At 69.1% G+C, this 23,844-nt stretch carries 26 protein-coding genes and 1 tRNA gene; 12 read left to right on the top strand and 15 right to left on the bottom strand.

The window, feature by feature from the left end:
• Nucleotides 1-438 precede the first annotated feature (438 nt).
• Both AB8M46_RS09030 and AB8M46_RS09035 read left to right on the top strand, forming a co-directional pair.
• Complete coding sequence (locus tag AB8M46_RS09030) at nt 439-1,701, top strand: MFS transporter (RefSeq protein ID WP_394360865.1); 1,263 nt, start codon at nt 439-441, stop codon at nt 1,699-1,701.
• 9 nt (nt 1,702-1,710) lie between these two features.
• The gene (locus AB8M46_RS09035) at nt 1,711-2,775 is read left to right on the top strand and encodes a DNA polymerase III subunit beta (RefSeq protein WP_394360054.1); all 1,065 of its coding nucleotides are present in this window, start codon (nt 1,711-1,713) and stop codon (nt 2,773-2,775) included.
• Between the two features lie 234 nt (nt 2,776-3,009).
• Here the strand turns inward: AB8M46_RS09035 and AB8M46_RS09040 are convergent, their stop codons facing one another.
• From AB8M46_RS09040 to AB8M46_RS09070, 7 genes are all read right to left on the bottom strand, one after another.
• Complete coding sequence (locus AB8M46_RS09040; RefSeq protein ID WP_034314716.1) at nt 3,010-3,261, bottom strand: glutaredoxin domain-containing protein; 252 nt, start codon at nt 3,259-3,261, stop codon at nt 3,010-3,012.
• Nucleotides 3,258-4,028, bottom strand: coding sequence for an MBL fold metallo-hydrolase (locus tag AB8M46_RS09045; protein WP_394360055.1), 771 nt, complete (start codon nt 4,026-4,028; stop codon nt 3,258-3,260). The genes AB8M46_RS09040 and AB8M46_RS09045 overlap by 4 nt, the downstream gene beginning before the upstream one ends.
• A complete protein-coding gene (locus AB8M46_RS09050; protein ID WP_037335033.1) occupies nt 4,025-4,837 on the bottom strand; it encodes an NUDIX domain-containing protein in 813 nt (270 codons plus the stop codon). Before AB8M46_RS09050 ends, AB8M46_RS09045 begins: the two co-directional genes overlap by 4 nt.
• Nucleotides 4,838-4,926: 89 nt before the next feature.
• The gene (locus AB8M46_RS09055) at nt 4,927-6,078 is read right to left on the bottom strand and encodes a hypothetical protein (RefSeq protein WP_394360056.1); all 1,152 of its coding nucleotides are present in this window, start codon (nt 6,076-6,078) and stop codon (nt 4,927-4,929) included.
• A gap of 38 nt (nt 6,079-6,116) precedes the next feature.
• On the bottom strand, nt 6,117-6,746 hold the full coding sequence (locus AB8M46_RS09060; RefSeq protein ID WP_125733156.1) for a hypothetical protein: 630 nt from the start codon (nt 6,744-6,746) through the stop codon (nt 6,117-6,119).
• Nucleotides 6,746-7,201 (bottom strand): RidA family protein, encoded by a 456-nt coding sequence (locus AB8M46_RS09065; protein ID WP_016337888.1) that lies wholly within the window; start codon nt 7,199-7,201, stop codon nt 6,746-6,748. The genes AB8M46_RS09060 and AB8M46_RS09065 overlap by 1 nt, the downstream gene beginning before the upstream one ends.
• A 12-nt stretch (nt 7,202-7,213) precedes the next feature.
• Entirely contained in the window at nt 7,214-7,375 is a 162-nt protein-coding gene (locus tag AB8M46_RS09070) for a DUF4177 domain-containing protein (RefSeq protein WP_005166970.1), read from the bottom strand.
• Between the two features lie 129 nt (nt 7,376-7,504).
• On the opposite strand from AB8M46_RS09070, the gene AB8M46_RS09075 reads away from it, so the two are divergent.
• The 4 genes from AB8M46_RS09075 (at nt 7,505) to AB8M46_RS09090 (ending at nt 10,929) form a co-directional block, all read left to right on the top strand.
• Nucleotides 7,505-8,449 (top strand): triacylglycerol lipase, encoded by a 945-nt coding sequence (locus tag AB8M46_RS09075; protein ID WP_037335028.1) that lies wholly within the window; start codon nt 7,505-7,507, stop codon nt 8,447-8,449.
• A gap of 74 nt (nt 8,450-8,523) precedes the next feature.
• On the top strand, nt 8,524-8,772 hold the full coding sequence (locus AB8M46_RS09080; protein WP_037335026.1) for a hypothetical protein: 249 nt from the start codon (nt 8,524-8,526) through the stop codon (nt 8,770-8,772).
• A 22-nt stretch (nt 8,773-8,794) separates the two neighbouring features.
• On the top strand, nt 8,795-9,799 hold the full coding sequence (locus tag AB8M46_RS09085) for an ArsA-related P-loop ATPase (protein WP_037336235.1): 1,005 nt from the start codon (nt 8,795-8,797) through the stop codon (nt 9,797-9,799).
• Nucleotides 9,799-10,929 carry an ArsA family ATPase gene (locus AB8M46_RS09090; protein WP_037335024.1) on the top strand — a complete coding sequence of 377 codons (1,131 nt, stop codon included), beginning with the start codon at nt 9,799-9,801 and terminating at the stop codon, nt 10,927-10,929. Before AB8M46_RS09085 ends, AB8M46_RS09090 begins: the two co-directional genes overlap by 1 nt.
• Before the next feature lie 65 nt (nt 10,930-10,994).
• On the opposite strand, the gene AB8M46_RS09095 is transcribed toward AB8M46_RS09090, so the two are convergent.
• Nucleotides 10,995-11,312, bottom strand: coding sequence for a WhiB family transcriptional regulator (locus tag AB8M46_RS09095; RefSeq protein WP_005166974.1), 318 nt, complete (start codon nt 11,310-11,312; stop codon nt 10,995-10,997).
• A gap of 350 nt (nt 11,313-11,662) precedes the next feature.
• On the opposite strand from AB8M46_RS09095, the gene AB8M46_RS09100 reads away from it, so the two are divergent.
• The 4 genes from AB8M46_RS09100 (at nt 11,663) to AB8M46_RS09115 (ending at nt 15,523) form a co-directional block, all read left to right on the top strand.
• The gene (locus AB8M46_RS09100) at nt 11,663-13,834 is read left to right on the top strand and encodes a transglycosylase domain-containing protein (protein WP_378424103.1); all 2,172 of its coding nucleotides are present in this window, start codon (nt 11,663-11,665) and stop codon (nt 13,832-13,834) included.
• A gap of 68 nt (nt 13,835-13,902) precedes the next feature.
• Complete coding sequence (locus AB8M46_RS09105) at nt 13,903-14,217, top strand: hypothetical protein (protein ID WP_394360057.1); 315 nt, start codon at nt 13,903-13,905, stop codon at nt 14,215-14,217.
• Between the two features lie 277 nt (nt 14,218-14,494).
• Nucleotides 14,495-15,421, top strand: a complete 927-nt coding sequence (locus AB8M46_RS09110) for a metallophosphoesterase (protein WP_198941694.1) — start codon at nt 14,495-14,497, stop codon at nt 15,419-15,421.
• A gap of 28 nt (nt 15,422-15,449) precedes the next feature.
• Nucleotides 15,450-15,523: transfer RNA gene (locus tag AB8M46_RS09115), tRNA-Pro, on the top strand.
• Nucleotides 15,524-15,919: 396 nt separating this feature from the next.
• Here the strand turns inward: AB8M46_RS09115 and AB8M46_RS09120 are convergent.
• Nucleotides 15,920-16,600: a methyltransferase domain-containing protein gene (locus AB8M46_RS09120; protein WP_037335017.1), complete on the bottom strand. Its 681-nt coding sequence runs from the start codon at nt 16,598-16,600 to the stop codon at nt 15,920-15,922.
• Nucleotides 16,601-16,639: 39 nt separating this feature from the next.
• On the opposite strand from AB8M46_RS09120, the gene AB8M46_RS09125 reads away from it, so the two are divergent.
• Nucleotides 16,640-18,484: a prolyl oligopeptidase family serine peptidase gene (locus AB8M46_RS09125; protein ID WP_394360058.1), complete on the top strand. Its 1,845-nt coding sequence runs from the start codon at nt 16,640-16,642 to the stop codon at nt 18,482-18,484.
• A 14-nt stretch (nt 18,485-18,498) separates the two neighbouring features.
• Here AB8M46_RS09125 and AB8M46_RS09130 read toward each other — a convergent pair whose 3' ends face one another.
• The 6 genes from AB8M46_RS09130 to AB8M46_RS09155 all read right to left on the bottom strand — a co-directional run bounded on the left by AB8M46_RS09130 (nt 18,499) and on the right by AB8M46_RS09155 (nt 22,555).
• Entirely contained in the window at nt 18,499-18,684 is a 186-nt protein-coding gene (locus tag AB8M46_RS09130; protein ID WP_125733150.1) for a 2-hydroxymuconate tautomerase, read from the bottom strand.
• A gap of 10 nt (nt 18,685-18,694) precedes the next feature.
• A complete protein-coding gene (locus tag AB8M46_RS09135; RefSeq protein ID WP_037335009.1) occupies nt 18,695-19,321 on the bottom strand; it encodes a TIGR03085 family metal-binding protein in 627 nt (208 codons plus the stop codon).
• Nucleotides 19,322-19,383: 62 nt separating this feature from the next.
• The gene (locus tag AB8M46_RS09140; protein WP_038521098.1) at nt 19,384-20,757 is read right to left on the bottom strand and encodes a glutamate decarboxylase; all 1,374 of its coding nucleotides are present in this window, start codon (nt 20,755-20,757) and stop codon (nt 19,384-19,386) included.
• Nucleotides 20,758-20,883: 126 nt separating this feature from the next.
• Nucleotides 20,884-21,360, bottom strand: a complete 477-nt coding sequence (locus AB8M46_RS09145; protein ID WP_037335006.1) for a Dps family protein — start codon at nt 21,358-21,360, stop codon at nt 20,884-20,886.
• Nucleotides 21,361-21,418: 58 nt separating this feature from the next.
• Entirely contained in the window at nt 21,419-21,841 is a 423-nt protein-coding gene (locus tag AB8M46_RS09150; RefSeq protein WP_037335004.1) for an organic hydroperoxide resistance protein, read from the bottom strand.
• Nucleotides 21,842-21,979: 138 nt separating this feature from the next.
• Nucleotides 21,980-22,555 (bottom strand): NADPH-dependent FMN reductase, encoded by a 576-nt coding sequence (locus AB8M46_RS09155; protein WP_394360059.1) that lies wholly within the window; start codon nt 22,553-22,555, stop codon nt 21,980-21,982.
• A gap of 147 nt (nt 22,556-22,702) precedes the next feature.
• On the opposite strand from AB8M46_RS09155, the gene AB8M46_RS09160 reads away from it, so the two are divergent.
• On the top strand, nt 22,703-23,749 hold the full coding sequence (locus tag AB8M46_RS09160; protein ID WP_038521106.1) for an alpha/beta hydrolase: 1,047 nt from the start codon (nt 22,703-22,705) through the stop codon (nt 23,747-23,749).
• Nucleotides 23,750-23,844 lie beyond the last annotated feature (95 nt).

A 23,844-nucleotide genomic window follows, 5' to 3' on the forward strand; every position in this document is an offset into this window, starting at 1 on the left:
GGACGTTTTTCGTCTTGAACGGCCCTTTCATGACATCTGGACCCGAACACAGCGCTAGACACAACGAAGAGCCGGGCGCCACCCCCGACGTGGCGCACCGGCTCTTCGCTGTGCGCGGACCATCCCCCGACGATCCGCGCTCCCCGCCCTCCGGAACAAGGCCCCGACCCGTACGCCGGAGGGAGCTGGAAGCTGTGTGTTTGTCGTACAACCATCCACGGCCATCGGCCGTGAACTCAAGTTCTTTCACTCTCAAGGACGCCATCTGCGTCGATTTGTTGCCCCGAATGACCCAGAATCGGCCGACTGTTACCTGATCGTGACGAACCTGGAGGATTCGTGGTCCGTAGTACCCGGATCCGGTGGTGACCAAACTTACCGCCGCAGATCTGGTACTCGCGTACCAAAGTGTTCATACTGGTACGCGTGTCCCAGTCTGTGTCCGCTTCCGCCGAGAGCCACCGCACCTCCCTCGCCGACTACCGCGCCGCGCTGACCGCGCCCGGATCCCGCGGGGCGGTGATCGCGTCGCTGCTCGCCCGCCTGCCGATCGCGATGATCGGTATCTCCGCGCTGCTCTACGTCCAGCGTGAGACGGGCTCCTTCGCCGCGGCCGGACTGGTGTCGGCCGGGTCGCTGGTGGGCGTCTCCGTGGGCGCGGTCGTGCAGGGACGGCTCATCGACCGGTTCGGGCCAACCCGGCCGCTGTTGACCACCACGATGCTCTTCGCGCTGGCGATGACCGGGCTGGTGCTCGCGATCGAGGCGCACGCCCCGACGCTCGTGCTGGTCCCGCTGGCCTTCGGCACCGGGATCACGGAACCGATGGTCGGTTCGGCCTCGCGGGCGCTGTGGACACGGCTGCTGCCCGCCGGGCCGACGCGCAACGCCGCGTTCTCCTACGAGGCGATCAGCATGGAAGTCTTCTTCATCCTCGGCCCCGGGTTCGCGGGGCTGCTGATCGCCGCGCCGTGGGCGGGCACCGGCATCGTGACCGGCTCGCTGACCATGATCGCGGGCGCCGTCCTGTTCGCGCTGAGCCCGACCGTGCGCGCGTGGGGGCCGTCGCCGTCGACGGGCGGCAAACTGCTCGGCGCGCTGGCCAGCCCCGGGATGCGCACGCTGGCGATCGCCGCGCTGGGCTTCGGCGCGGTGATCGGGTTCGTCGAGGTCGCCGTCCCGGCGGCCGCGGCCGAGGCGGGGAACACCTCCATCGGCGGTCTGCTGCTCTCGGCGTGGTCGGTCAGCTCGGTCGCGTTCGGGGTGGCGTACAGCCTGCGCCCGTGGCCGCGTCAGATGGGCCTGCGGCTGCCGGTACTGCTGGCCGGGTTCGGCGCGCTGGTGGCGCTGCTCGCGCTGCCGGGTTCGCTCTGGGGCCTCGCGCTCGCCATGCTCGCCGCGGGCGCGCTCATCACGCCGCAGTCGACGACGCATTCGGCGGCCATCGAGATCGCCGCGCCGAAGGGCACGGCGGCCGAGGCGTTCGGCTGGGTGCTCACCGCGGTGACCCTCGGCCTCGCGTTCGGGCAGTCGATCAGCGGCTACCTCGTCGAGCACGCCGGACACGAAGCGGCGTTCCTCGCCGCCGGCGTGGTCGGGTTCGCGCTCGCCGCGGTGGTGTGGCTGCTGCGCGGCACCTTCCGCCCCCAGCCCGCCGCGGCCGCCGCCGAAGCGCCCGAACTTGTCGGTGCCGCCCGCTAGCTTGCGGGCATGGACCTGACCGCCGCCACCCGCCCCCTCTCGTCCGCCGTCTCCGCCGCCGCCCGGCTGCTGTCGGCCCGTTCCGGCCTGCTGCTGCGCGCCGGAAAAGGCGGGCTGACCGTCGGCGGCAACGACAGTGAGCGAGCCGTCCGCCTGACCGCCGAGGCCATGGTCCACACCGATGGCGAGGTCCTCGTCCCCGCCGGGCCACTGGCGGAGACGCTGCGCATGCTCGACGACGACCTGGTGCGTTTGGTCGTCGAGGGTTCGCGGCTGGCCGTGCGGGTGGAGGGCGGGCGCTACGCGCTGCCGTTGCTGAGCCGTGAGCTGAACCTCCCGGACATGCCGCCGAAGGTGTCCGAAGTGGACGGTCACGCCCTCGTGACCGCGTTGCGCACCGTCGCGGGCACGGCGGCGAAGGACGACGCCCTGCCGATGTTCACCGGTGTCCGCGTGCAGAGCTTCAGCCGCGAGCTGCGACTGACGGCGTCCGACCGCTACCGGATGGCCGTGGCCACCCTGCCGCTGCGCTCCGCGGGCGAGCCGATCGACGCATTGGTCCCGGCGGGCCTGCTCGCCGAGACGGCGAAGCAGGCGCGCGGCACCGTCGGCCTGCACGGCGACGGCACCCGGTTCGGGCTGAGCTGGGCCGGGGTCGCCGTCACGACCGCCGTGCTCGACGCGGGTTTCCTGTCGGAGAAGCTGATCGAATCGTCCACTGTGGACACCACGGTCGAAGTCTCCGCCGACGCGCTGGCCGCCGCCGTGCGCCGCGTCGGCGTCTACGCGGACGATCGCCGGGTGCTGACGCTGGAGGTCGGCGACGCGCACCTGCGGCTGGCCAGCGCCAAGCAGAACACCGGCGAGGCGGAGGAAACGCTGAAGGCGGAGGTGTCCGGCGGCCGGACGTCGCCCTCGTTCCAGGCGCGCTACCTGCTGGACGCGCTGCAGGGTTTCGCCGGGGAGCGGGTGCGGCTGGACATCCAGCCCGGGATGCGCGCCTGCGTCATCCGCGCGGTGGAGCCGGGCGAGGTGGAGCTGACGTACTACGTGATGCCGATGCTGCCGCGCTGACACCCGCCTTCGTACGTGGCCGGGGCGACTCGGCGGCGTGTTGCGAAAGTGGCTTTCACAACGTTGAAGGTTGCGAAAGTGGCTTTCGCAACACGGTTGAGGCGGGTAGGCGTTCGGCCCGGATGGTTCGTCAGCTCCTCCCGGGAGGTGTCGCGTCGTCCGGTACTGAACGCCATGAAAGGTCCTTTCCTTGCAAATTCGCAAGGAAAGGACCTTTCATAGCACGCTGCGGGGTCAGGCGGAGGCGGCCTTCACCGCGGCCTCGATCTCCCCGAACGAAGGGTTCACCATCGCCTTCGAGCCCACGAAGACCGTCGGCACGACCTCGTTCCCGTTCGCCACCGAACGCACGCGGGCGGCGGCGTCCGGGTCTTCCCAGATGTTGACCCGCTTCACCTTGAAGCCGCTCTTCGACAGCGGCCGCTCCAGCGCGGCGCAGAATCCGCATCCGGGGCGCCAGTAGAACTCGACCTCGACGTCACTCATTCGCCGTCCTCCGACCTCAGGTAGTCCAACTGCGCCCGCACACTCCATTCGGCGGGCGCCCACAAAGCCTTGTCGACGTCGGCGTAGACGACCTCGACCACCTGGCGCGGGGTGGCGTCCGCGCCGAGTGTCTCCAGTGCCGAACGCACCTGGTCGAGCCGTTCTTCCCGGTGTGCCAGGTATTCGCGCGCGGTCGCGGCCAGGTCGGGCAGTTCCGGGCCGTGTCCCGGCAGGCCGACGGTGCCGTCGGGCAGCCCGATGAGCTTCCGCAGGGAGCGCAGGTAGTCGCCGAGGTCGTGCAGCACGGTGGTGCCGCGGCCGAGGATGGTGTCGCCGGTCAGGATCTGGCCGTCGGACACCAGGCAGATCGAGTCGCCGGTGTGGCCCGGCGTGTGCAGCACCGACAGCCGGACACCGCCGGCCTCGAGCACCTCACCGTCCACAAGGGACTTCCCGCCGATGCAGAGCTTCTCGTCGAAGGCCCGCACGGGGGCGCCGACGCGCTCGGCGAACCAGGGCGCGCCCTCGGCGTGGTCGGGGTGATGGTGGGTGAGCACGATCAGCTCGACGGCGCCTATCTCCGCCAGCCGCGTCAGATGCTCGATGTCCTCGTGACCGGGGTCGACGACCACGGAACCCGACGCTCCGGGCCCGCGCAACACCCAGGAGTTGGTGCCCTCCAACGTCATCGACGAAGGATTGTTCTCCAGCAGCACGGAAGTCGTCGGCGTGATCCGGCGCAGCACGCCGTACGCGGGGGCGCTCACGCCGGGTCCAGGATGACTCGGACCTTGTCGCCGTCGCGCACCAGCGTCGGCATGATCTTCGAGATCTCGCGCTCGGCGGCCTGAGCCGCGGCCGCCGACTCGAACTCGCCGAGTTCCGCGAGCGTGAGCCAGGTCGGTGGCATGAGCATGCGGCGGCCTTCCTTGGCATCGGCGATGGCCTCTTCGGGCCGCTGCCAGCCGGAGCTGACGGCTTCGGAGGTGGCGCCGTCCGCCTGCTGGCCCTCGGGCAGCACGGCGACGAAGAAGCAGGTGTCGTAGCGGCGCGGTTCCTGCGGCGGCGTCACCCAGTTCGCCCACGGGCGCAAGAGATCCGCGCGCAGCGTCAGGCCGTTCGCTTCGAGGAAGGCGGCGAGCGACAGTTCGCGGGAGACCAGCTTTTCGCGGGCGTCGTGATACGGCGTCGTGTCGGTGACGACCGTGTCGCCGGTGCTCGCGAGCAGTACGCCCGACTCCTCGAACGTCTCCCGCACGGCCGCGCACACCAGGGCGCGGGCCAGCGACTCGTCGCAGCCGAAGCGTTCCGCCCACCAGGCGGGCTCGGGGCCTGCCCAGCTCACGGAGGTGTCGACATCGCGGGAATCCACGCCGCCGCCGGGGAAGACCGTCATGCCGCCCGCGAAGGGCATGCCCTTCACCCGGTGCTGCAGGAAGACCTCGACGCCTTCGGTGCCGTCGCGGAGGAGGATCACGGTCGCCGCGTCCTTGGGCGTCACGGGCTCGCCGTCGGCGTTGGCGCGGGTGCCCACCCCGGCCCCCACCGGGATGTCGAATGTCAGTTCTTCAGCCACACCCGCAACCTAACACCGCGTTTCGTCCTCTGGTTGCGATCGTTGCGCGTGCAACTACCGCATTCAGAGGACGAAACGCGTGGGACTCGTCAGGACCAGCTAGAGCCGCTGCTGCGCGAAGCGCCGTTCAGCCGGATCTTCGCCGCTTCGGCGCGCTCCCGTTCGGCGAGCTCGGCGTGCAGCTCGCGCAGAAGGGCGCGGTCGCGCTCGCTCAGGCTGGGATCGTCGAGATCGAGAGCGGGCAGCTCGACGACCTCGTGCATGCTCGGCTTGCCCGTGGCGATCTCGCGGCCCTTTTCGGGGTCCTCCTTGAGCGCCTGGCGAAGCTGCGCCACCTCGGCGGGGGTCAGGTCGGCCGTGCGCTCGGCACGGGTCTCCGCCCGCGACTTGCGCGGCGGTGCCGACTCCGACGAGGACGAGGAAGACGTCGTCGCCGCGGGTGCCTGCTGCACGATCGGCACCACCGGCGCGATCGGCTCGGCCGGTTCGTGGCTCCCGCCGCCCACCGGCCGCAGCCCGTGCCTGCTCGGCTGCTCCTTGACCGGCTCGGGAGCCGGGGCGGGAGCGGGCGGCGGAGTCACCGGTTCGGACCGAAAGTCACTGGAGTGGGTACTCCCGGTGACCCAGACAGGACTCGCGGCCGAAGACGCGGCCTGGTGGTACGCGGACCGCGCGACGCCGGGGCCCGCGACCTCGACGACCGAACGGATGCCCGCGCGGCGAAGCGCGGTGTCCACGCGGAACGCGACCGCGGGCGGGTTGCCCTCGGGCCCGATCTCGACCAGGACCACCCGCTGCGGCAGCGCGCCGGGCACACTGCCCGCCGGCGTGTTCCGCCACACCGCGTGCACCGACCGGACGTCCGGCAGCACCTGCAGGGTGCGGTCGAGCGCCTCGGCGAGGCCGAATTCGGGCTGGTTCTCCCCGGTGAACCGGTGGGTGAGCACCGGCTCGTCCTCCTCGACGACCAGCAGGTCGTTCGCGAGGGTGGCGTCGGACCGGCTCATCTCGAGGACGAGCGCGAGTTCACGCTGTTCGGAGGAGCTCACCGGGATCTTCCCCGCGATCAGGGTGCCGGTGGTGAGCTCCACCGCTTCGTCGATGTGCGCACGCGCGATCAGCTCACGCGCTTCGGTCAAAGCACTGTCGTCGATACGACCCGCCAGGGCCAGTAACAGGTTGTGCAGGCGCAGGGGCACCGAGAACCCGTCCATGGGCGGGCCGTCGTGGACCTCCACCATTGCTCTGCTCCCTCCCGGCTCGCCTGGTGGAGCGAGCGTTAAGCGGCGACCAGCCGACTTCCGGTGTCCACCGCGCCCACACAGATCAGCTCGGAGTTGGTGAGCGCGGTGCGGTGATAGCCGGTGAGGTCGATGCTCGGCGGGAGAACCTCGACGCCGGGCTCCTCGTCACCCAGCACGCGCAGGACGCGCTGCAGTTCGCCGGTCAGCCTCGGCAGCCCGTTCGTCGCCGTGACCAGGAGGACTCGTTTCGCCCCACCCTCGCCGACCACACCGAGGTGTCGCCAGCTTTGCCGCACTTCACCCACATCCGGCCGTCCTCGCAACGTCGCGTGGATCAATACGGACACAGAGTCGACGGAGTTCACCCATTCGGGCGCACTCTGCGTGAATGTGTACCTGGTCTCGGTGACGTCGTCTACCCCCAGGGTGGAACTCACCTGATGCCAGTCGGCTCCGTGAGGGATGAGCCCGGCGACTAGCAGGCGATACTCGGTTTGATCCAGGTCGATCCTGTGCTTAAGCAAAGACCTGGGCAGGGTCCGCGCGAGCGTGCCCATCGCACCTTCGCCCAGCCAGTCACGGAACCGCCACAAGAGCTGGTCCGGCAGCCGTCCGGCCAGCCGGAGCAGGAGCTCGTGCGAGGACCGTTCGATGTCCGGGTCCATCACTTCACCTCCACGATCAGTTCGATCTCGACCGGCGCCCCGATCGGCAGCTCGGCGACGCCGACGGCCGACCGGGCGTGGATGCCCGCCTCGCCGAAGATCTCGCCCAGCAGCTCGGACGCCCCGTTGATCACCGCGGGCTGGCCGGTGAAGCCCTCCGCGGACGCCACGAACCCGACGACCTTGACCACCCGCACGACGTTGTCGATGCCGGCGACCGAGTCGACCGCGGCCAGGGCGTTGAGGATCGACGTCCGCGCGTACTGCTTCGCCTCTTCAGGGCTGACCTCGGCGCCGACCTTGCCGGTCGCTTCGAGCTCACCCTTCACGAAGGGCAGCTGCCCGGCCGTGTAGACGTGCGAACCGGTGCGGACCGCGGGCACGTAGGCCGCCAGCGGGGCGGCGACGGCCGGCAGTTCGATGCCGAGCTCGGCGAGTCGATCGCTCCAGGTCATGGCTTCAATCCCTCAGTTCTTCGCTCGTTTGAGGTAGGCGACGTGCTGCTCGCCGGTCGGGTTCGGGAGCACGGTGACGAGCTCCCAGCCGTCCTCGCCCCACTGGTCGAGGATCTGCTTGGTGGCGTGGATCAACAGGGGGACGGTCGCGTACTCCCACTTGGTGGCGCTCATGCCCGGGAGCGTAGCCAAACCGGCAAGGGCGCCCGACACACATGCGGAAAACCCTCTCGCGGACGGTTCGCCGAATTCCCGTCGATGTGGTTCACTTCACACCTACTCGGGAGTAGATAGGACGCCGACATGCGGACGACGAAGTCCCTCGCCGCCACCTTCCTGGCCGCGGCCCTTGCCCTGATCTGCGCTTCCCCCGCGACCGCCGACGAGGAACTCCCCGTCCCGTGGACGCTGGCCGCGGCACTGCCCGCGCAAGCGGCGAACCCCGGCGGCCCGCCACCCGGCGCGAACGACTTCGACTGCCGCCCGAGCGCGGCCCATCCCAACCCGGTGGTGCTCACCCACGGGCTCGGCGCCAACCAGACGGTGAACTGGCAGACGTTCGGCCCGCTTCTCAAGAACCAGGGGTACTGCGTCTTCTCCCTCACCTACGGCGTCCCCGGTGAGCCACTGCCGATCTACCAGCCCGGCGGGCTGCTGCCGATGGAGCAGAGCGCGAAGGAGCTTTCGGCGTTCATCGACAAGGTGCGCGGCGCGACCGGCGCGTCCAAGGTGGACATCCTCGGGCATTCCGAGGGCACGCTGATGCCTTCTTACTATGTGAAGTTCCTCGGCGGAGCGTCCAAAGTGGACAAGTACGTCAGCCTGACCCCGCTCTGGAACGGCACGACGCTGTTCGGCGCCTCGCATCTGTACGCGCTCGCGGGCGCGCTGGGGCTCGCGCCCGGCTTCAACGGCATCCTCGATCCGCTCTGCGGTTCGTGCCGCCAGTTCCTGCGCGGCTCGGAGTTCCTGACGAAGCTGCGGTCGGGCAACGGCGTCTTCCAGCCGGGCGTGACCTACACGAACATCATGACCCGGTACGACGAGGCCGTCGTCCCGTACACGAGCGGGATGGGCACCGGCCCGAACGTGAAGAACATCGTGCTGCAGGACAGCTGTCTGCTGGACCTGGCCGAGCACGCCGGGGTCGCCGCGGACCGCAACGCCGCCGGGCACGTCCTCAACGCGCTGGACCCGGCGCACGCGAAGCCGGTCCCCTGCGTGCCCGCGACCCCCGTCGGAAGCTGATCGGTCCAGTGGGTCGTGAGTGGCGATTCGGGTTCTAACCCGAATCGCCACTCACGACGCTAACGTGAGATCCCGTGGAGACCTGGCGTGTGGTCGCGACCGTCCTGCTCGCCGCGGCCGGGCTGCCGCTGGTGCTGGTCCTGATGGCCAAGGCACGGGACCGCACGGGCCGCTCGGCGACGGTCGCGAGCACCGGCGCGGTCGCCCTCGTGGCGCTCCTGTTGCTCGGTGTGGTGATGCTCACGGTGCTGCCCGGCGTCCTGACCTGGTGCGTCGTGGGATTGGTCGTGGCCGCGCTCGGCGTCATGATGCTGGCGAGCTGATCGCTCAATTAGGGTGGGACCGGTGAGCACACCCCTTGCCGGCTGGACCGACGAACTCGCGAGAGCCAGGCTGCATTTCGTCACCGGTAAGGGCGGGACGGGCAAGACCACGCTCGCCGCCTCGCTGGGCCTCGCTCTCGCCAAGGGCGGGCGCCGAGTGCTGCTGATCGAGGTCGAAGGCCGCCAGGGCATCGCCCAGCTCTTCGACACCGAGCCGCTCCCGTACGCCGAGCAGCGCATCGCGGCCGTCCCCGGCGGCGGCGAACTGCGCGCCCTGCACATCGACGTCGAGGCCGCGCTGCTCGAATACTTCGAGATGTTCTACAACCTCGGCTTCGCGGGGCGGACGCTGCGGCGGATGGGCGCGATCGAGTTCGCGACCACGCTGGCGCCCGGCCTTCGCGACGTCCTGCTCACCGGCAAGATCAAGGAATGCGTCGGCCGCACCGAATCGGACGGCCGCCACACCTACGACGCCGTCGTCGTCGACTCGCCGCCCACCGGCCGGGTCGTGAAGTTCCTCGACGTCACCAAGGCACTGACCGACCTCGCCAAAACCGGCCCGATCCGCGGCCAGGCCGACGGCGTCGTGCGGCTGCTGCACTCCGGTGAGACCGCGGTCCACCTGGTCACGCTGCTGGAAGAGATGCCGGTGCGGGAGACCGTCGAAGCGGTCGCCGAACTCGACGGCGCCGACCTGCGTCCCGGCGCCGTGCTGGTGAACCGGGTGCGCCCGCCGCGGCTGCCCGCCCGCTCGGTGAGTTCCGCCGCCGACGGCCGTGTCGACGCCTCGCGCGTCCGCGCCGGGCTCGCGTCGGCCGGTCTCGACCTGCCCGAAAGCACCCTCGACGCGCTCGTCGAGGAGACCGTCGAGCACGCCGTGCGGGTCGCGGCCGAGCAGCGCGCCCGCGAACAGCTGTCCGAGGCGGACTTGCCGGGCCTCGAACTGCCGGATCTGACCGACGGCGTCGACGTCGCGGCGCTCTACGACCTCGCCGAAGCGCTGACCGAGCAGGGGGTGCGCTGATGTCGGACATCCTGGAGGTCGACAAGCTGATCGACGATCCGGAGAGCCGGGTCATCGTGTGCTGCGGCTCCGGCGGGGTCGGCAAGACGACCACCGCGGCGGCGCTCGCGTTGCGCGCGGCCGAACGCGGACGGCAGACGGTGGTGCTCACCATCGACCCGGCCCGGCGGCTGGCGCAGGCGCTCGGTCTGCGCGAACTGGGCAATCACCCGAAACAGGTGCAGGTCGAAGGTTTCGAGCCCAAGGGCGAGCTGTGGGCGATGATGCTCGACATGCGCCGCACCTTCGACGACATGGTGCGCGTCCACGCCGGCCCCGAACGCGCCGAGCAGCTGCTGCAGAACCCCTTCTACCAGACCATTTCCACGTCGTTCTCCGGCACGCAGGAGTACATGGCGATGGAGAAGCTGGGGCAGCTCGCGGCCACCGACGAATGGGATCTGATCATCGTCGACACGCCGCCGAGCCGGTCCGCGCTGGACTTCCTCGACGCGCCGACACGGCTTTCGAGCGCACTCGACGGCCGCATGATCCGGCTGCTCACCGGTCCGGCCAAGGCGGGCGGCTGGGGCCTGCGCAAGGTCGTCAACGCCGGGTTCTCGATGTTCGCGAAGGCCGTCTCGACGATCATCGGCGGCCAGCTGCTGACGGACGCTTCGGCGTTCATGCAGGCCTTCGACAGCATGTTCGGCGGTTTCCGCGAACGCGCGCGCAAAACCTCCGAGCTGCTGCGGTCCGGCGGCACTTCGTTCCTCGTGGTGGCCGCGCCTGAGCCGGACGCGCTGCGCGAGGCGTCCTACTTCGTGGAGCGGCTTTCGGAGGAGAGCATGCCGCTCGCGGGGCTGGTCGCGAACCGGACGCATCCGGTGCTCGCCCCGCTCTCCAGTGCCGAAGCCGTCGCGGCCGCCGAGCAGCTCGCGAAGGGCGAGACCAGCGCTCCGCTGGCCGAAGCCGTCCTTCGCCTGCACGCGGACCGGGTCGCGCTGGCCGATCGGGAGACGCGGCTGCTCGCCAGGTTCACGCGGGCGCATCCCGAGGTCCCGCTGGTGCGGGTGCCCGCGCTCCCCAGCGACGTGCACGATCTCGCAGGCCTGCGCGACATCGGAACCAGGCTCGCCACCCAGTCCTGAGTCTTTCGTGAAGGACCCCTTCCCTACCTTGGACTCAGGGAAGGGGCCTTTTCACGGAACCACGATCACGAGACTCGGACGCGCACGTCTTCCTCTTCGTCGATCCCGGTGAAACTGCGCTTCGCCGCTTCAAGCAGGTCCGCCCAGCTGGAAACGTCCGGCCGCCGCCGCAGCAGCGCCCGCCGTTCCCGTTCGGTCATACCTCCCCAGATACCGAAGTTGATCCGGCCATCGAGCGCTTCGGCGAGGCATTCCGTCCTGACCGGGCAACCGAGGCAGACCGCCTTGGCCCGGTTCTGTTCCGCCCCCCGGACGAACAACCCGTCCGGATCGGTGTCGCGGCACGACGCATTGACTCGCCAGCTCGACTGGTTGGTTTCCATACCCCCAGCTCCCTACCCTGGTGTTCGACACACCACGGGGGGACGAAAAGCCTGCGCTCCTGCCCCCATGAGCGTGTCTCCCTGTGTGCTCACGTCGGTTGAGCCGACACCTCCCCGGTGCCGGTGCCTCCGTTCGGCCGAATGCGACTGCCGCTCGCACTCACCCGTCTGTCGGCTTTTTCATACGTGAGACGTTGACGGACTGTAAGGGCCCTCGGTTCCCTCCGCCAAGCCCTAGAATGCCTCCGACTACCGGCCGTCACCTCATGGGGTCGATTTCGTAACCGAATCCACACTTTCAGCTAGGTGACGTCACGGTGGGCTAACGGCATCCGCGTACCCTGGTCCGCGTGCGCAAAACGGACGGTCTGCTGAAGCTCATTGGCCTTTGTGTGCTCGCGGGGGTGCTGGTCGCGGGGATGTTGTTCCCGGTGGCGGGTGCCGCGGGGGTGCTGTCGAACCAGGCGAGCGAGACCGTCGACAAGACATCTTCGGACCTAGCGGACATCCCGCCGCCGTTGGTGACGACGATCACGGACAACACCGGCAAGCAGATCGCGACGCTGTACAAGCAGTACCGCATCCCGACCACCGAGACGCAGATCAACGACGCCATGAAGTGGGCGCTGATCTCCGTCGAGGACAAGCGCTTCTACGAGCACAACGGGGTGGACTGGAAGGGCACGCTGCGCGCGGCGGTCAGCAACAGCACCGGCGGGGACACGCAGGGCGCGTCGACGCTGACCCAGCAGTACGTCAAGAACTACTTGATCAACGTCGTCTACCGGGACGACAAGCCGGGCCAGAAGCGCGCACAGGAACAGTCGGTCGCCCGGAAGCTGAAGGAAGCCCGGATCGCGATCCAGCTGGAAACCAAGCTGAACAAGATGCAGATCCTGACCGGCTACCTGAACGTCGTCGAGTTCTCGCGTGAGATCTACGGCGTCGGCGCGGCCGCGAACGCGTACTTCAACACGCCCGTCGAGAAGCTCACGGTGCCGCAGGCGGCGTTGCTGGCCGGTCTGGTGAACAACCCGGCCGTCAACGACCCGTGGAAGAGCCCGGCGAAGGCGACCGAACGGCGAAACCTGGTGCTGGACCGCATGGTCGACAACCAGAAGCTCGCGAAGGCGGACGCGGAACGGTTCAAGGCCGAGCCGCTCGGCGTGGTCGAAGGCGGCCCGCAGAAGCCCGCGTCGAACTGCGTCGGCGCCGGTACCGAGAACGGTTTCTTCTGCCAGTACGTCGAGGACTATCTCCTCAAATCCGGGATGACGAAGGACGATCTCTACACCGGCGGCTACCGGATCCAGACCACTTTGGACGAACGGGCGAACCACGAGGCCAAGATGTCGGCCGAGGCCCAGGTCAAGAAGACGCAGGACAACGTCGCGAACACGCTTTCCTTGGTGAAACCGGGCAAACAGCGGCACGAGGTCGTCGCGCTGGCGGCGAACCGTGACTACGGGTTGCACGAAGACCAGGGACAGACGACGTTCGCGTTGCCTTCCGGCGTCTACAACACCGGTGGCGCGGGATCGGCGTACAAGACCTTCACCGCGGCCGCGGCTTTGGAAGCCGGTGTGGCGGGGATCAACAGTCCCCTTCCGGTGACCGACTTCTACACCTCCCGCGTGTTCGCCGGTGGTGGCCCCAAGTGCGCTCCGACCGGGCCGCCGTTGCGCTCCCGCTGGTACTGCCTCGGCAACGCGGGCGACTACAACCCGGCGGGCGGGCAGATGTCGATGCAGCAGGCGCTGGCGACTTCGCCGAACACCGCGTTCGTGGCCCTCGAGGAGAAGGTCGGGAGTACGGGGCCGATCGTGGAGATGGCGCGCAAACTCGGGATGCGCGACACCATGGCCAGCAACCTCGGCGGTGGCGCCGTGGATCCGAAGTCCGACAACCCCGGTGCCAACACCAGTCAGCTGCAGGCGTTCGGTCCGCGACCCGGCTGGGCCGGAAACGCCTCGTTCACCCTCGGCCCGGCTCCGCTGAGCGGACTGGAACTGGCGAACGTCGGCGCCACGATCATGAGCGGTGGCGTCTGGTGCCCGCCGACCCCGCTGTCCGGTGTCACCGACCGGGACGGAAAGCCGGTGCCCGTCAAGGAAGCCGCTTGCGAGCAGGTGGTGCCCGAAGGCCTCGCCAACACCCTCGCGGTCGGCATGAGCAGGGACAGCCAGCCCGGTGGGACGTCGTTCGGCGCCGCGAACGGTGTCGGCTGGAACCGTCCGGTGATGGGCAAGACCGGGACCACGCAGAACAACGGCTCGGGCACCTACCTGGGGGCCACTCCGCAGCTCGCGGGCGCGGCGATGGTGTTCCGTCCGAAGGGCGGAAACGGTGGCCTCTGCTACTTCGGGCCCGGCAATGTACGCACAGGCGGCTGCAACCCGAACATGTTCGGCGGGAAGACGCCGGCGCAGACCTGGTTCGGGGCGATGTCGAAGATCCTCGAAGGCCAGGAAGCGCTGCCGTTGCCGGCTCCGGACCCGAAGTACATGGGCGGCGGACGCTGACTCCCGCCTGACATGCCGAGGCCTGCGCCGGTCGGCCTTCGCCGACAGCCGGAGCGAAGGGGGTTGATGTGACCGGAGCAGGGCTCGTCTACATTCCAGCCTTCATCTTGTCCATCTACCTTGCCAGCCGGTCGTACCCGACGCGGCGAACCAAGCTCTTCGCTTTGTCGGCTCATTTGCTTGTATCCGCCGCCTTGATGACCGGGCTCGGTATAGCTTCCGTCAACCACGGAGAGCCTGGCGTCGTCGGACTTTGGGTGGTGATCTTCGGACCCGGCGCCGCCATCGCCCTGTGCCGCCTCGTTGTCGTACTGTGGCACCGGTCGGCCGGAATCACTGGCGAGCAGACGGGTACGCCACCGAAAAACGATCAGCAGCGCTGAAGCCGTATTCACCAGCGCAAATCACGATGTGTCACGTCATTCTAACTTTGAGTTACCGCCTGGCGGCCTATCGGGGAACAGCGGTCGACGAGACCATGTTGGTTGATCGCGACACTTCGCGCCGACCACGGAAAGTGAAGAAAAGAGGCCATTCCAGCGATTTACCGAGATCGCCGGAATGGGGGCGGACGATCACCACCGGAGAGCACGTAAACTGGACATTGTGAGCACGCTCAGTAACAAAAGCACTTCGGGGGCGACGGTACGGCGCTTGGCCGTGGGAACCGTCGCCCTGGGTGCCGCGACCCTCGGTTACGCGGTCGGTATCGAAAGGCGCCGGTGGACGCTTCGCACCGCGGAGCTCCCGGTCCTCGCGGCAGGGGCGAAGCCCTTCACGATCCTCCACATCTCTGATCTGCACATGCTGCCCGGTCATGTGAGCAAACAACGCTGGGTAGCGGCGCTCGACGAACTCGAACCGGACCTCGTCGTCAACACCGGTGACAACCTGTCACATCACCAGGCCGTCCCGTCGGTGCTGCGCGCACTCGGCCCCTTGCTGGACCGGCCCGGCGTGTTCATCTTCGGCAGCAACGACTACTACGCGCCGAAACCGAAGAACCCCGCCCGCTACCTCATGCCGAAGGGCAAGAAGAAGCGCATCCACGGCGAGCACCTGCCGTGGCGCGACCTCCGCGCGGCGTTCGTCGAGCACGGGTGGAACGACCTCACCCACGTCCGGCGCACCATCGAGGTGGCCGACCAGTACGTGTTCACCGCGGGCGTCGACGACGCGCACCTTCACCGCGACCGCTACGCCGACATCGCGGGCCCCGTGGACACCGCGGCGGCCGTCCGCATCGGCGTCACGCACTCGCCGGAGCCCCGCGTGCTCGACGAGTTCGCCGGCGACGGTTACGACCTCGTCCTCGCGGGCCACACGCACGGCGGGCAGCTCCGCGTCCCCGGCTACGGCGCGCTCGTCACCAACTGCGAACTGGACCGCACCCGCGCCCGCGGCGCGTCCCGCTGGGGCGCCCAGATGTGGCTGCACGTCTCCGCCGGACTGGGCACCTCTCCGTACGCCCCGGCCCGCTTCGCGTGCCCGCCCGAGGCGAGCCTGCTGACCCTCGTCCCACGCGGCACGACCAGCGAGAACCACCGGAAAGCAGCCCCCCGCAAAGCCCGAAACACCGTCCGCTAAACTTCTCCTCGACCCGCTAAGAAGTATCCGGGGTGTGGCGCAGCTTGGTAGCGTGCCTCGTTCGGGTCGAGGAGGTCGTGGGTTCGAATCCCGCCACCCCGACGCAAGATCGAAAGAGCCTTGCTCGCTTTCGCGAGCAAGGCTCTTTCGCGTTGCGGGCTTCCGCAGGGCTGACGCCGGATGTCCCCGTGTGACATGGGAAACGTGTCCTGAAGGCCACCTTCAGGACACTCAACGTCCCAAAGGCCCCCTTCAGGACACGCCCCCGCCGACGCGCTCCCCAACACAGGACCCCCGCGCAGCCCCCGCCACTCCCAGGGGGGCGACCCCGGCTCCAGCGTATCGCCGAGGGGCGTCGGGACTGGGCGAAAGGGCCGCCGGCGGCGGTGGTTGTCCACAACGATGAACGCCTGTGGACAACGAGCGTTGAGCGCGCCCAATGTGGCATTGGGGACACTCAGCGTCCCCAATGCCACATTGGGGACGCCGCAAGAGCACTCAGCGGGTGGCGAGCAACTCGGTCCAGCACTGCGCGAAATCCCCGTCCCCCGAGCGCGCCCACGACCAGGCCGAGCGGGCGGCCGACGCGAGCTGGTCGCGGTCCGGGGTCGTCGCGGTTTCCAGCGCCGTCACCAGCCGCGCCTCCACGGACGTCGCCAGCGCGCGGTAAGTCGTGTCCGTGCGGTAGCGGGTTTTCGTTCGTACGTCGGTGAAACCGGCGGCCGCGACCGCCGCGGGCAGCGAGCGCCCGGCGAACGGGTCACCGCCCGCGCGGCGCCACAGCAGGTAGTGGCCACGAAGGGCGGCGTCGACATTCGCCGTCTTCGGCCGCAGACGCGCCCGGCTCCAGTCCGATGTGGACAGTGCGAGGGTGCCGCCCGGTTTGAGGACGCGACGGAACTCCGCGAGCGCGGCACCCGGCTCCCTCAGGTATTCGAAGACGGCGTGCGCGAAGAGCACGTCCACCGAATCCTCGGCGAACGGCAACGCGCACGCCTCCGCCACCAAGAAGTCCACTGTGGACTTTCTGTGTCCGTTGCCGATACCGAGGGTGATCGAACCCGGCCCGCAGCCGACGTCGACGCACCCCATCCCCGGCCCGAACAGCGGTTGCGCGAACACGGCCCGTTCGACCGCCTGACGCGCGGACCGCGCGCGAGGCGCGTTTCCCTCCAGCACCCCGCACACAGTACGGCTCCCGAGTGGCAGGATCGAGGGGTGAGCACGCAGTCAGGCACTGAATATCCGTCCGCGGCGGTCCCGGACCGCCTGTTCGACGACGCCGAAGCCGAGACGAGGTGGCGGGCCCGCTTCCACGCGCCGCGGATCTCGGTCCCCGAGTGGGCCATCGACGCCCCCGACGCCAACGTCTACGTCTCCAACGCCAGCGGCGTCTGGGAGGTCTATTCCTGGGACCGGTCGACCGGCGAACACCGTCGCGTCACCGACCGGCCGAACGGCACCATGCACGCCACCCCGTCCCCCGACGGCCGCTGGATCTGGTGGTTCAACGACACCGACGGCGACGAATTCGGTTCCTGGGTCCGCGAACCGTTCGCACCGGGTGCCGCCGCCGAGCGCGCGGTGCCGGACGTCCACGACGGCTACCCCGCCGGGCTCGAGATCGGCACGCGGGTGATCGCGGTCGGCGTCTCGACCGACGACGGCAGCGAACTCTTCGCCCATATCGACGGCGAGACCACCAGCTTCTACAAGCACGAAGACGACGCCGGGATCGCCTCCCTGTCCCGTGACGAGTCGCTCCTCGCGATCTCCCACTCCGAACACGGTGATTCACGCCACCCCGCGCTGCGTGTCCTCTCGACCGACGGCTTCACGACGATCGCCGACAAATGGGACGGCGAGGGCAAAGGCCTCGGCGCGCTCGAGTACTCGCCGGTCGCCGGCGATCAGCGGTTGCTGGTGCTGCACGAGCGGCGCGGCCGCGAAGAGCTCCTGATCTGGGACACCGCCGCGGACACCGAGCAGGAGATCGAGCTGGACCTGCCCGGCGAGGTGGTCGCGGGCTGGTATCCCGACGCGACGGCATTGCTGGTCGTGCACTTCCACCAAGGCCGCAGTTCCCTGCACCGGTACGACCTCGCGACCGGCGAACTGTCCTCTTTGGACACGCCGCCCGGCCGCATCGGCGGCGCGGGCGTACGGCCCGACGGCACGGTCGAGTACTCGTGGTCCAGTGCCGCGCAGCCGACGGCGGTGCGCGCGCGGACCGCGGACGGCGAGGACTCCGTGCTCCTCGAACCGCCGGGTGAGCGCGCCCCGGAGTCTTCCCCGGTCACCGACGCGTTCGTCGACGGGATCGGCGGGCAGATCCACGCGCTGGTCTCGCGTCCGGCCGACGCGCCCGAAGGTCCGCTTCCGACGGTCTTCTCCCTGCACGGCGGGCCGCATTCGGCCGACGAAGACCGCTTCTCCGCGTACCGCGCCGTCTGGCTCGACGCCGGATTCGCCGTCGTCGAGGTCAACTACCGCGGCTCGACCGGGTACGGCTCGGCCTGGCGCGACGCCATCGAAGGCCGTCCCGGCCTGACCGAACTCGAAGACGTCGCCGCCGTACACGACTGGGCGGTCCAAAGTGGACTCTCAGATCCGGAGAAGTGCGTGGTGAACGGTGCTTCGTGGGGTGGCTACCTGAGCCTGCTGGCGCTGGGCACCCAGCCCGCGCGCTGGGCGGCGGGGATCGCCGGGGTGCCGGTGGCCGACTACGTCGCCGCGTACGAGGACGAGATGGAGCAGCTCCGGTCGTTCGACCGGGCGCTGTTCGGCGGTTCGCCGGAGACGGTGCCTGCGGTGTACCGGGAATGCTCGCCGATCACCTACGTCGAGGCCGTGACGGCGCCGGTGCTGGTGCTCGCCGGGGACAACGACCCGCGCTGCCCGATCCGGCAGGTCGAGAACTACCTCGACAGGCTCGCGAAACGGGAGATCCCGTTCGAGTTCTACCGGTTCGACGCGGGCCACGGTTCGCTGGTGATCGCCGAGACGATCAAGCAGACCGCGATCGAGGTGTTCTTCGCGCAGCGGGCGGTCGGGCTTCGCTGACCCCGGCCAACGGGTCAGCGCTCGGAGAAGAGAGTCCCGCCGGACGCCCAGTGTTCGGCGGGAATCTCGTTGATGGTCACCCAGACGCCTTCGGGGTTTCCGCCGCAGGTGCGGACGAAGGCGTCGGTCACCTCGCGCACGAGGGCCTGCTTCTGCTCGGCCGTGCGGCCGGGGAACATCGAAACATTGATCATCGGCATGGCCGGAACTCTAAAGCCCGCGGTCGTGCTTCCGCAGGCGGTCGACGGCGTAGGCGTCGCCTTCGAAGGTGATCCGGGCGGCGTCACGGCCGAAGACGAACAGCAGCAGCTCGATCGGCGCACCGATCACGGTCACCGTGTCCGGGCCTTCCTTCACCCGCGCTTCGCGGCCTTCGGGGGTCTTCAGGATCACGCCGACCGGTGATTTCCGCAGGTTCAGCTTCGAGGCCTGCTTCGCCGACTTCCACGCCGCCGCGTCCCGCGCGGAGTCCGCCGGACGCGGCTCCCAGCCGGGCTGTCCCCGGCGGACGTCCTCGTGGTGGATCAGGAACTCCGCGCTGTTCGCCAGCTCGTCGACCGCGCCGATCGACGTCGGCCAGTACCAGGCGGGGCCGGACCGGACCTTGCCGACGACCTCGGACCACGGCCGCGCGGCGTAGGAGTCCTGCACCCGCTGCGTGTACGAAGCGAGCGCGGGCACCAGGATGCCGGGCGCCGCGTCGGGCCGCCGCTCGCGGACCAGCAGATGCGCCGCGAGGTCCCGCGTCTTCCAGCCCGTGCACAGGGTCGGCGCGTCCGGGCCGACCTCTTCGAAAAGCTCGCTCAACGCACGACGTTCGTCTCCGGCGACTCCCATACCCCCCGACGTTACGCGCCGGTAGGGCCCGGGGAAATCCGGCGTGACGCAGGGCACCCGGCTCAGTGATGGAACGCGGTCCGCCGTCGCGGGCCGTGATCGAGCTCGGGCAGCAGGCGGCGGAGATCCGCGAGCAGCAGCTCGGCGAGGTCGTGGGTGAAACCGTTGCGCACCACGATCCTCAGCACCGCGAGATCGGTCCGGTTCTCCGGGAACGTGTACGCCGGGACGAGCCAGCCACGCTCGCGAAGCCGCCGTGACACGTCGAAGACGTCGAAGCCCTCGACGTCCGGCTTCGTCGTGAAGGCGAACACGGGCAGCTGATCGCCGCGGGTCAGCAGCCGGAACGGGCCCAGCTCGGCGATCCCGTCCGCCAGCTGGGTCGCGACGTCACGCGAAGCCTGTTGCACGGCACGGAAACCTTCTCGGCCGAGCCGGACGAACGTGTAGTACTGCGCGGCCACCTCGGCGCCGGGACGGGAGAAGTTCAGCGCGAAAGTCGGCATGTCGCCACCGAGGTAGTTGACGTTGAAGACGAGCTCCTCCGGCAACGCGTCCTTGTCGCGCCACAGCACCCAGCCGACGCCGGGGTAGACGAGCCCGTACTTGTGCCCGGAGGTGTTGATCGACGCCACCCTCGGCAGGCGGAAGTCCCAGCTCAGCTCAGGGTCGAGGAAGGGCGCGATCATCGCGCCCGAAGCGCCGTCGACGTGCACGGGGATGTCCCAGCCGGAGCGTTCCGCCAGGCCGTCGAGCGCGGCGGCGATCTCGGCGACGGGCTCGTAGCTGCCGTCGAAAGTGGACCCGAGGATCGCGACGACGCCGATGGTGTTCTCGTCACAGCGGGCGATCGCCTCGTCGGCGGTGAGGTGGAAGCGGTCGCCGTCCATCGGCACCAGCCGCGGCTCGACCTCCCAGTACTCGCAGAACTTCTCCCAGCAGACCTGGACGTTCGCGCCCATCACCAGATTCGGCTTGCCGGTGCGGCCGAGCTTCGACCAGCGGCGTTTCAGCGCCATGCCGGCGAGCATGCAGGCTTCCGACGAACCGGTGGTGGAGCAGCCCATGATCGCGGTGGGATCGGGCGCGTGCCACAGATCGGCGAGGATGTTCACGCAGCGCCGCTCGAGTTCGGCGGTCTGCGGGTACTCGTCCTTGTCGATCATGTTCTTGTCGACGCATTCGGCCATCAGCTCGCGGGCCTGCGGTTCCATCCACGTGGTGACGAACGTGGCGAGATTGAGCCGGGCGTTCCCGTCGAGCATCAGCTCGTCGCGCACCAGCTGGAGCGCGGTGTCGGGCGGGAGCGGGTCTTCGGCGAGGCTGTCGTGCGGGAGACGGATGTTCGCGGCGAGCGCGGGATACGCGCCGGCGTACAGCGGGTTGGCCCCGGTCTTGCGGTCCGGATCGGACGCGGTTCCCTTGTGCAGCACCATGATCTGAACTTATCCCCGCAGGCGGGCGAGGGCACTTCGGTCAGCCCCCAAATGTCAGGAAAGGGCCGTTCAGGACGTTTTTCGTCCTGAACGGCCCTTTCATGACATCCGCGGGACCGGAGGGGGTCAGGCCTGCTGCGCCTGCCACATCCAGTGCGCCTTTTCGAGCTCCTGGGTGATCGCGATGAGCAGGTCCTGGGTGACCAGGTCGCTCTTGTCGGTCTCGTCGATGCGCTTGCGCAGCCGCTCGATCAGCGCCGCGAGGATGCCGACGATCGCGGCGACCGTGGACTCGACGGACTGCCAGTTGTCGGGATAGGCCGGCAGGCCGGAGCTCTCCACGACGGCCTTCGCCTGACCGTTCGGCGAGACACCGATGGCGTTGGCGCGCTCGGCGACCTCGTCGACGTACTGGCGCGCGGTGTCGACCAGCTCGTCGAGCTGGAGGTGCACGCTGCGGAAGTTCGCGCCGACGACGTTCCAGTGGGCCTGCTTCGCGATCAGCGACAGGTCCACCAGATCGACCAGCGTGGCCTGCAAGGCGTTACCGGTGATCTCCTTGTCGGCTTCGCTCAACGGACTCTGGATCGGAGACTTGCCCATTTTTCGGTCTTCCTTTCAGAAATCAGTCGGTTCGGGAATGGACCTGCCGTGGACGGGATCAGACCGTCGCGGACAGGGCGACCTCGATGTTGCCGCGGGTCGCGTTCGAGTAGGGGCACACCTGATGCGCCTGCTCGACGAGCTGATCGGCCTGCGCCTGCTCCAGGCCGGGCAGCGAAACCTTGAGCGCCACGCCGAGACCGAAGCCCACGTCCTGCTTGAGCACGCTGACCTCGGCGGTGACGGTGGAGCCGTCCAGCTTCACCTTCGCCTGGCGCGCGACGAGCTGCAACGCGGAGTGGAAACAGGCGGAATAGCCGGCGGCGAAGAGCTGCTCGGGGTTCGTCTTGTCCCCACCGGGCCCGCCCATCTCCTTCGGGATCGCCAGCGACTCGTCGATGACGCCGTCGGAGGAGGTGACCTCACCGTTGCGGCCGTCGCCGCGAGCGGTGGCCACAGCGGTGTACAGAGCCTCAGCCATTCTTCGCCTACCTTCTGGTCTCAAGACACGCCCCGTTGAGCGTCTCTTCGGTGTCAACGTCCCGCAACCGCGAAACCTTGCCACCCCATGGCAGGCATCACGTCCGGGAATTACCCGGACGACGACCGGAGCAAACGACTAGTGACCGGCGCGACTCAGCGCGAACTCGGCGACCTGGCTTCCGATCAGGCGGAGCGTGCGGACGCTCTTCTCGTCCGAGGCGCCGCCGGCTTCGTCGAATTTGGTCTCCGCGGTGTTGATCGAACCACCCAAAGGGGTGGCCCAGCCACGCAGTGCGTGCGTGATCGTGCGCAGCTGCTCCAGCGTGGTGACCGCGGCCTGCCAGCCGTAGGCGACGGCGGCGAGACCGACCGCCCGGCCGTCGAGATACGGGCGGGTGTCGTCGCGCAAGTCTTCGACGTAGTCCAGGGCGTTCTTGACCAGGCCGGACAGCGCCCCGTGGTAACCGGGCGAGACGACGACGATCCCGTCGGCACGGCGGACCGCTTCGACCAGCCGGGTGGCGCGCTCGTGCCGCTCGTCCAAGGCGGTGTCGTAGAACGGCAACACCAGTTCGGGCCCGGAGATCAGCTCCGTGGCGACCCCGGCCTCGGCCGCCGCGCCGAGGGCGATCCGCAGCGCGCGCTCGGATTGCGAGCCCTCCCGCAGAGAGCCGCCGATACCGAGGACATGCACCGAATTCGTCGAAGTCACGCTTTCGAGGCTAACCCCTCTACTTAAGTGGAGGACCAGGATCTGGAACGGAGGTCTGCGTCACACCCGTTCGCCGCAACGGGCCCGGTCCCGCTGGACGGCATACCTACTCGAAAGTAACCTGGCCGGAAGCCCCCAGGAGGAAGCATGGCGATACCGCTCCAGATCCGTGCCGAGGCCGCGTTTTCACAGCTGGCGTTCTGGCTCCCGAAGCCGGTCAGACGGGCCATCGCCGGGCCGCCGCTCCGCCTGGACGGGCAGGAACTGGCGTTGGACGCCCAGCTCCTGCTCCGCCTGCAGAAGCTGGCGAAGGCGTCGCTGGTGCGGGGAAGCGTCGAAGAGTCGCGCAGCATGCTCCTGGCGAGCAGGCATCTGGTGAGCGGACCGACGATCGAGCCGGTCGCCACCAGGGAACTGCTCATCCCCACGGGTGACGGTGACGTGCCGGCCACGCTCTACACCCCGGCCGGGTTGCCGGATCCGTCCGGGCTGCTCGTGTTCTTCCACGGCGGGGGCTGGGTGGTCGGCAGCCGCGCCTCCCACGACAACAGCGTCCGCTACCTGGCGAAACAGGCGGGCGTGCGGGTTCTTTCGGTGGAATACCGGCTCGCGCCGGAGACGCGGTTCCCCGGCGCCACCGAAGACGCGATCGCGGCATTCGAGTACGCCTACGCGAAGGCGAGGGACCTCGGGGCCGATCCGGCACGCATCGCCGTCGGCGGCGACAGCGCGGGCGGGAACCTCGCGGCGGTGACGGCGCAGCAGGCGGTGAAACGCGGTGGCGGGATCCCGGCGTTCCAGCTGCTGTTCTATCCGGCGACCGATTTCACCGTGCGCCGCCGCTCCCGGGAATTGTTCGCGGAGGACCTGTTCCTCACCGATTCGGATATGACCTGGTTCGAAGGACATTACGTGCCGAAGGGCACCGATCTGTACAACCCGAAACTCTCCCCGTTGCACGGCGACGTTTCCGGATTACCGCCCGCCTATATCGCGACGGCCGGATTCGACCCGTTGCGCGACGAGGGCGAGGCGTACGCGGAGAAATTGCGGAAGGCCGGGGTGCCGGTGGCGCTCAGCCGCCAGCCGGACCTGATTCACGGGTACCTCAACTTCCTCGGCGTCGGACGGCGGTTCCGCGAGGCGACGGCCGAGGCGGCGGGAGCGTTGCGGGTGGGCCTCGCGCCCCGGTGACGGCCAGAGCCCGAGTGAGGAGAAATGTCCCCACTCGGGCCCCGGCCCCCATTTCGTGGCCCGCCGCCCTGCACGGCGGAACCTGACGACTCCCT

This window comes from Amycolatopsis sp. SB7-3, from assembly GCF_041021335.1.
GTDB classification, from domain to species: Bacteria; Actinomycetota; Actinomycetes; order Mycobacteriales; family Pseudonocardiaceae; genus Amycolatopsis; species Amycolatopsis japonica.

Excerpts from the sequence above, each read along its gene's own strand:
- AB8M46_RS09095 (WP_005166974.1), bottom strand. The coding sequence starts at position 11,312 with ATGGAAACCAACCAGTCGAGCTGGCGAGTCAATGCGTCGTGCCGCGAC.
- AB8M46_RS09140 (WP_038521098.1), bottom strand. The coding sequence starts at position 20,757 with ATGGTGCTGCACAAGGGAACCGCGTCCGATCCGGACCGCAAGACCGGG.
- AB8M46_RS09075 (WP_037335028.1), top strand. The coding sequence starts at position 7,505 with ATGCGGACGACGAAGTCCCTCGCCGCCACCTTCCTGGCCGCGGCCCTT.
- AB8M46_RS09070 (WP_005166970.1), bottom strand. The coding sequence starts at position 7,375 with ATGAGCGCCACCAAGTGGGAGTACGCGACCGTCCCCCTGTTGATCCAC.
- AB8M46_RS09145 (WP_037335006.1), bottom strand. The coding sequence starts at position 21,360 with ATGGGCAAGTCTCCGATCCAGAGTCCGTTGAGCGAAGCCGACAAGGAG.
- AB8M46_RS09060 (WP_125733156.1), bottom strand. The coding sequence starts at position 6,746 with ATGGACCCGGACATCGAACGGTCCTCGCACGAGCTCCTGCTCCGGCTG.
- AB8M46_RS09035 (WP_394360054.1), top strand. The coding sequence starts at position 1,711 with ATGGACCTGACCGCCGCCACCCGCCCCCTCTCGTCCGCCGTCTCCGCC.
- AB8M46_RS09065 (WP_016337888.1), bottom strand. The coding sequence starts at position 7,201 with ATGACCTGGAGCGATCGACTCGCCGAGCTCGGCATCGAACTGCCGGCC.
- AB8M46_RS09160 (WP_038521106.1), top strand. The coding sequence starts at position 22,703 with ATGGCGATACCGCTCCAGATCCGTGCCGAGGCCGCGTTTTCACAGCTG.
- AB8M46_RS09090 (WP_037335024.1), top strand. The coding sequence starts at position 9,799 with ATGTCGGACATCCTGGAGGTCGACAAGCTGATCGACGATCCGGAGAGC.
- AB8M46_RS09040 (WP_034314716.1), bottom strand. The coding sequence starts at position 3,261 with ATGAGTGACGTCGAGGTCGAGTTCTACTGGCGCCCCGGATGCGGATTC.
- AB8M46_RS09135 (WP_037335009.1), bottom strand. The coding sequence starts at position 19,321 with ATGGGAGTCGCCGGAGACGAACGTCGTGCGTTGAGCGAGCTTTTCGAA.
- AB8M46_RS09150 (WP_037335004.1), bottom strand. The coding sequence starts at position 21,841 with ATGGCTGAGGCTCTGTACACCGCTGTGGCCACCGCTCGCGGCGACGGC.
- AB8M46_RS09130 (WP_125733150.1), bottom strand. The coding sequence starts at position 18,684 with ATGCCGATGATCAATGTTTCGATGTTCCCCGGCCGCACGGCCGAGCAG.
- AB8M46_RS09055 (WP_394360056.1), bottom strand. The coding sequence starts at position 6,078 with ATGGTGGAGGTCCACGACGGCCCGCCCATGGACGGGTTCTCGGTGCCC.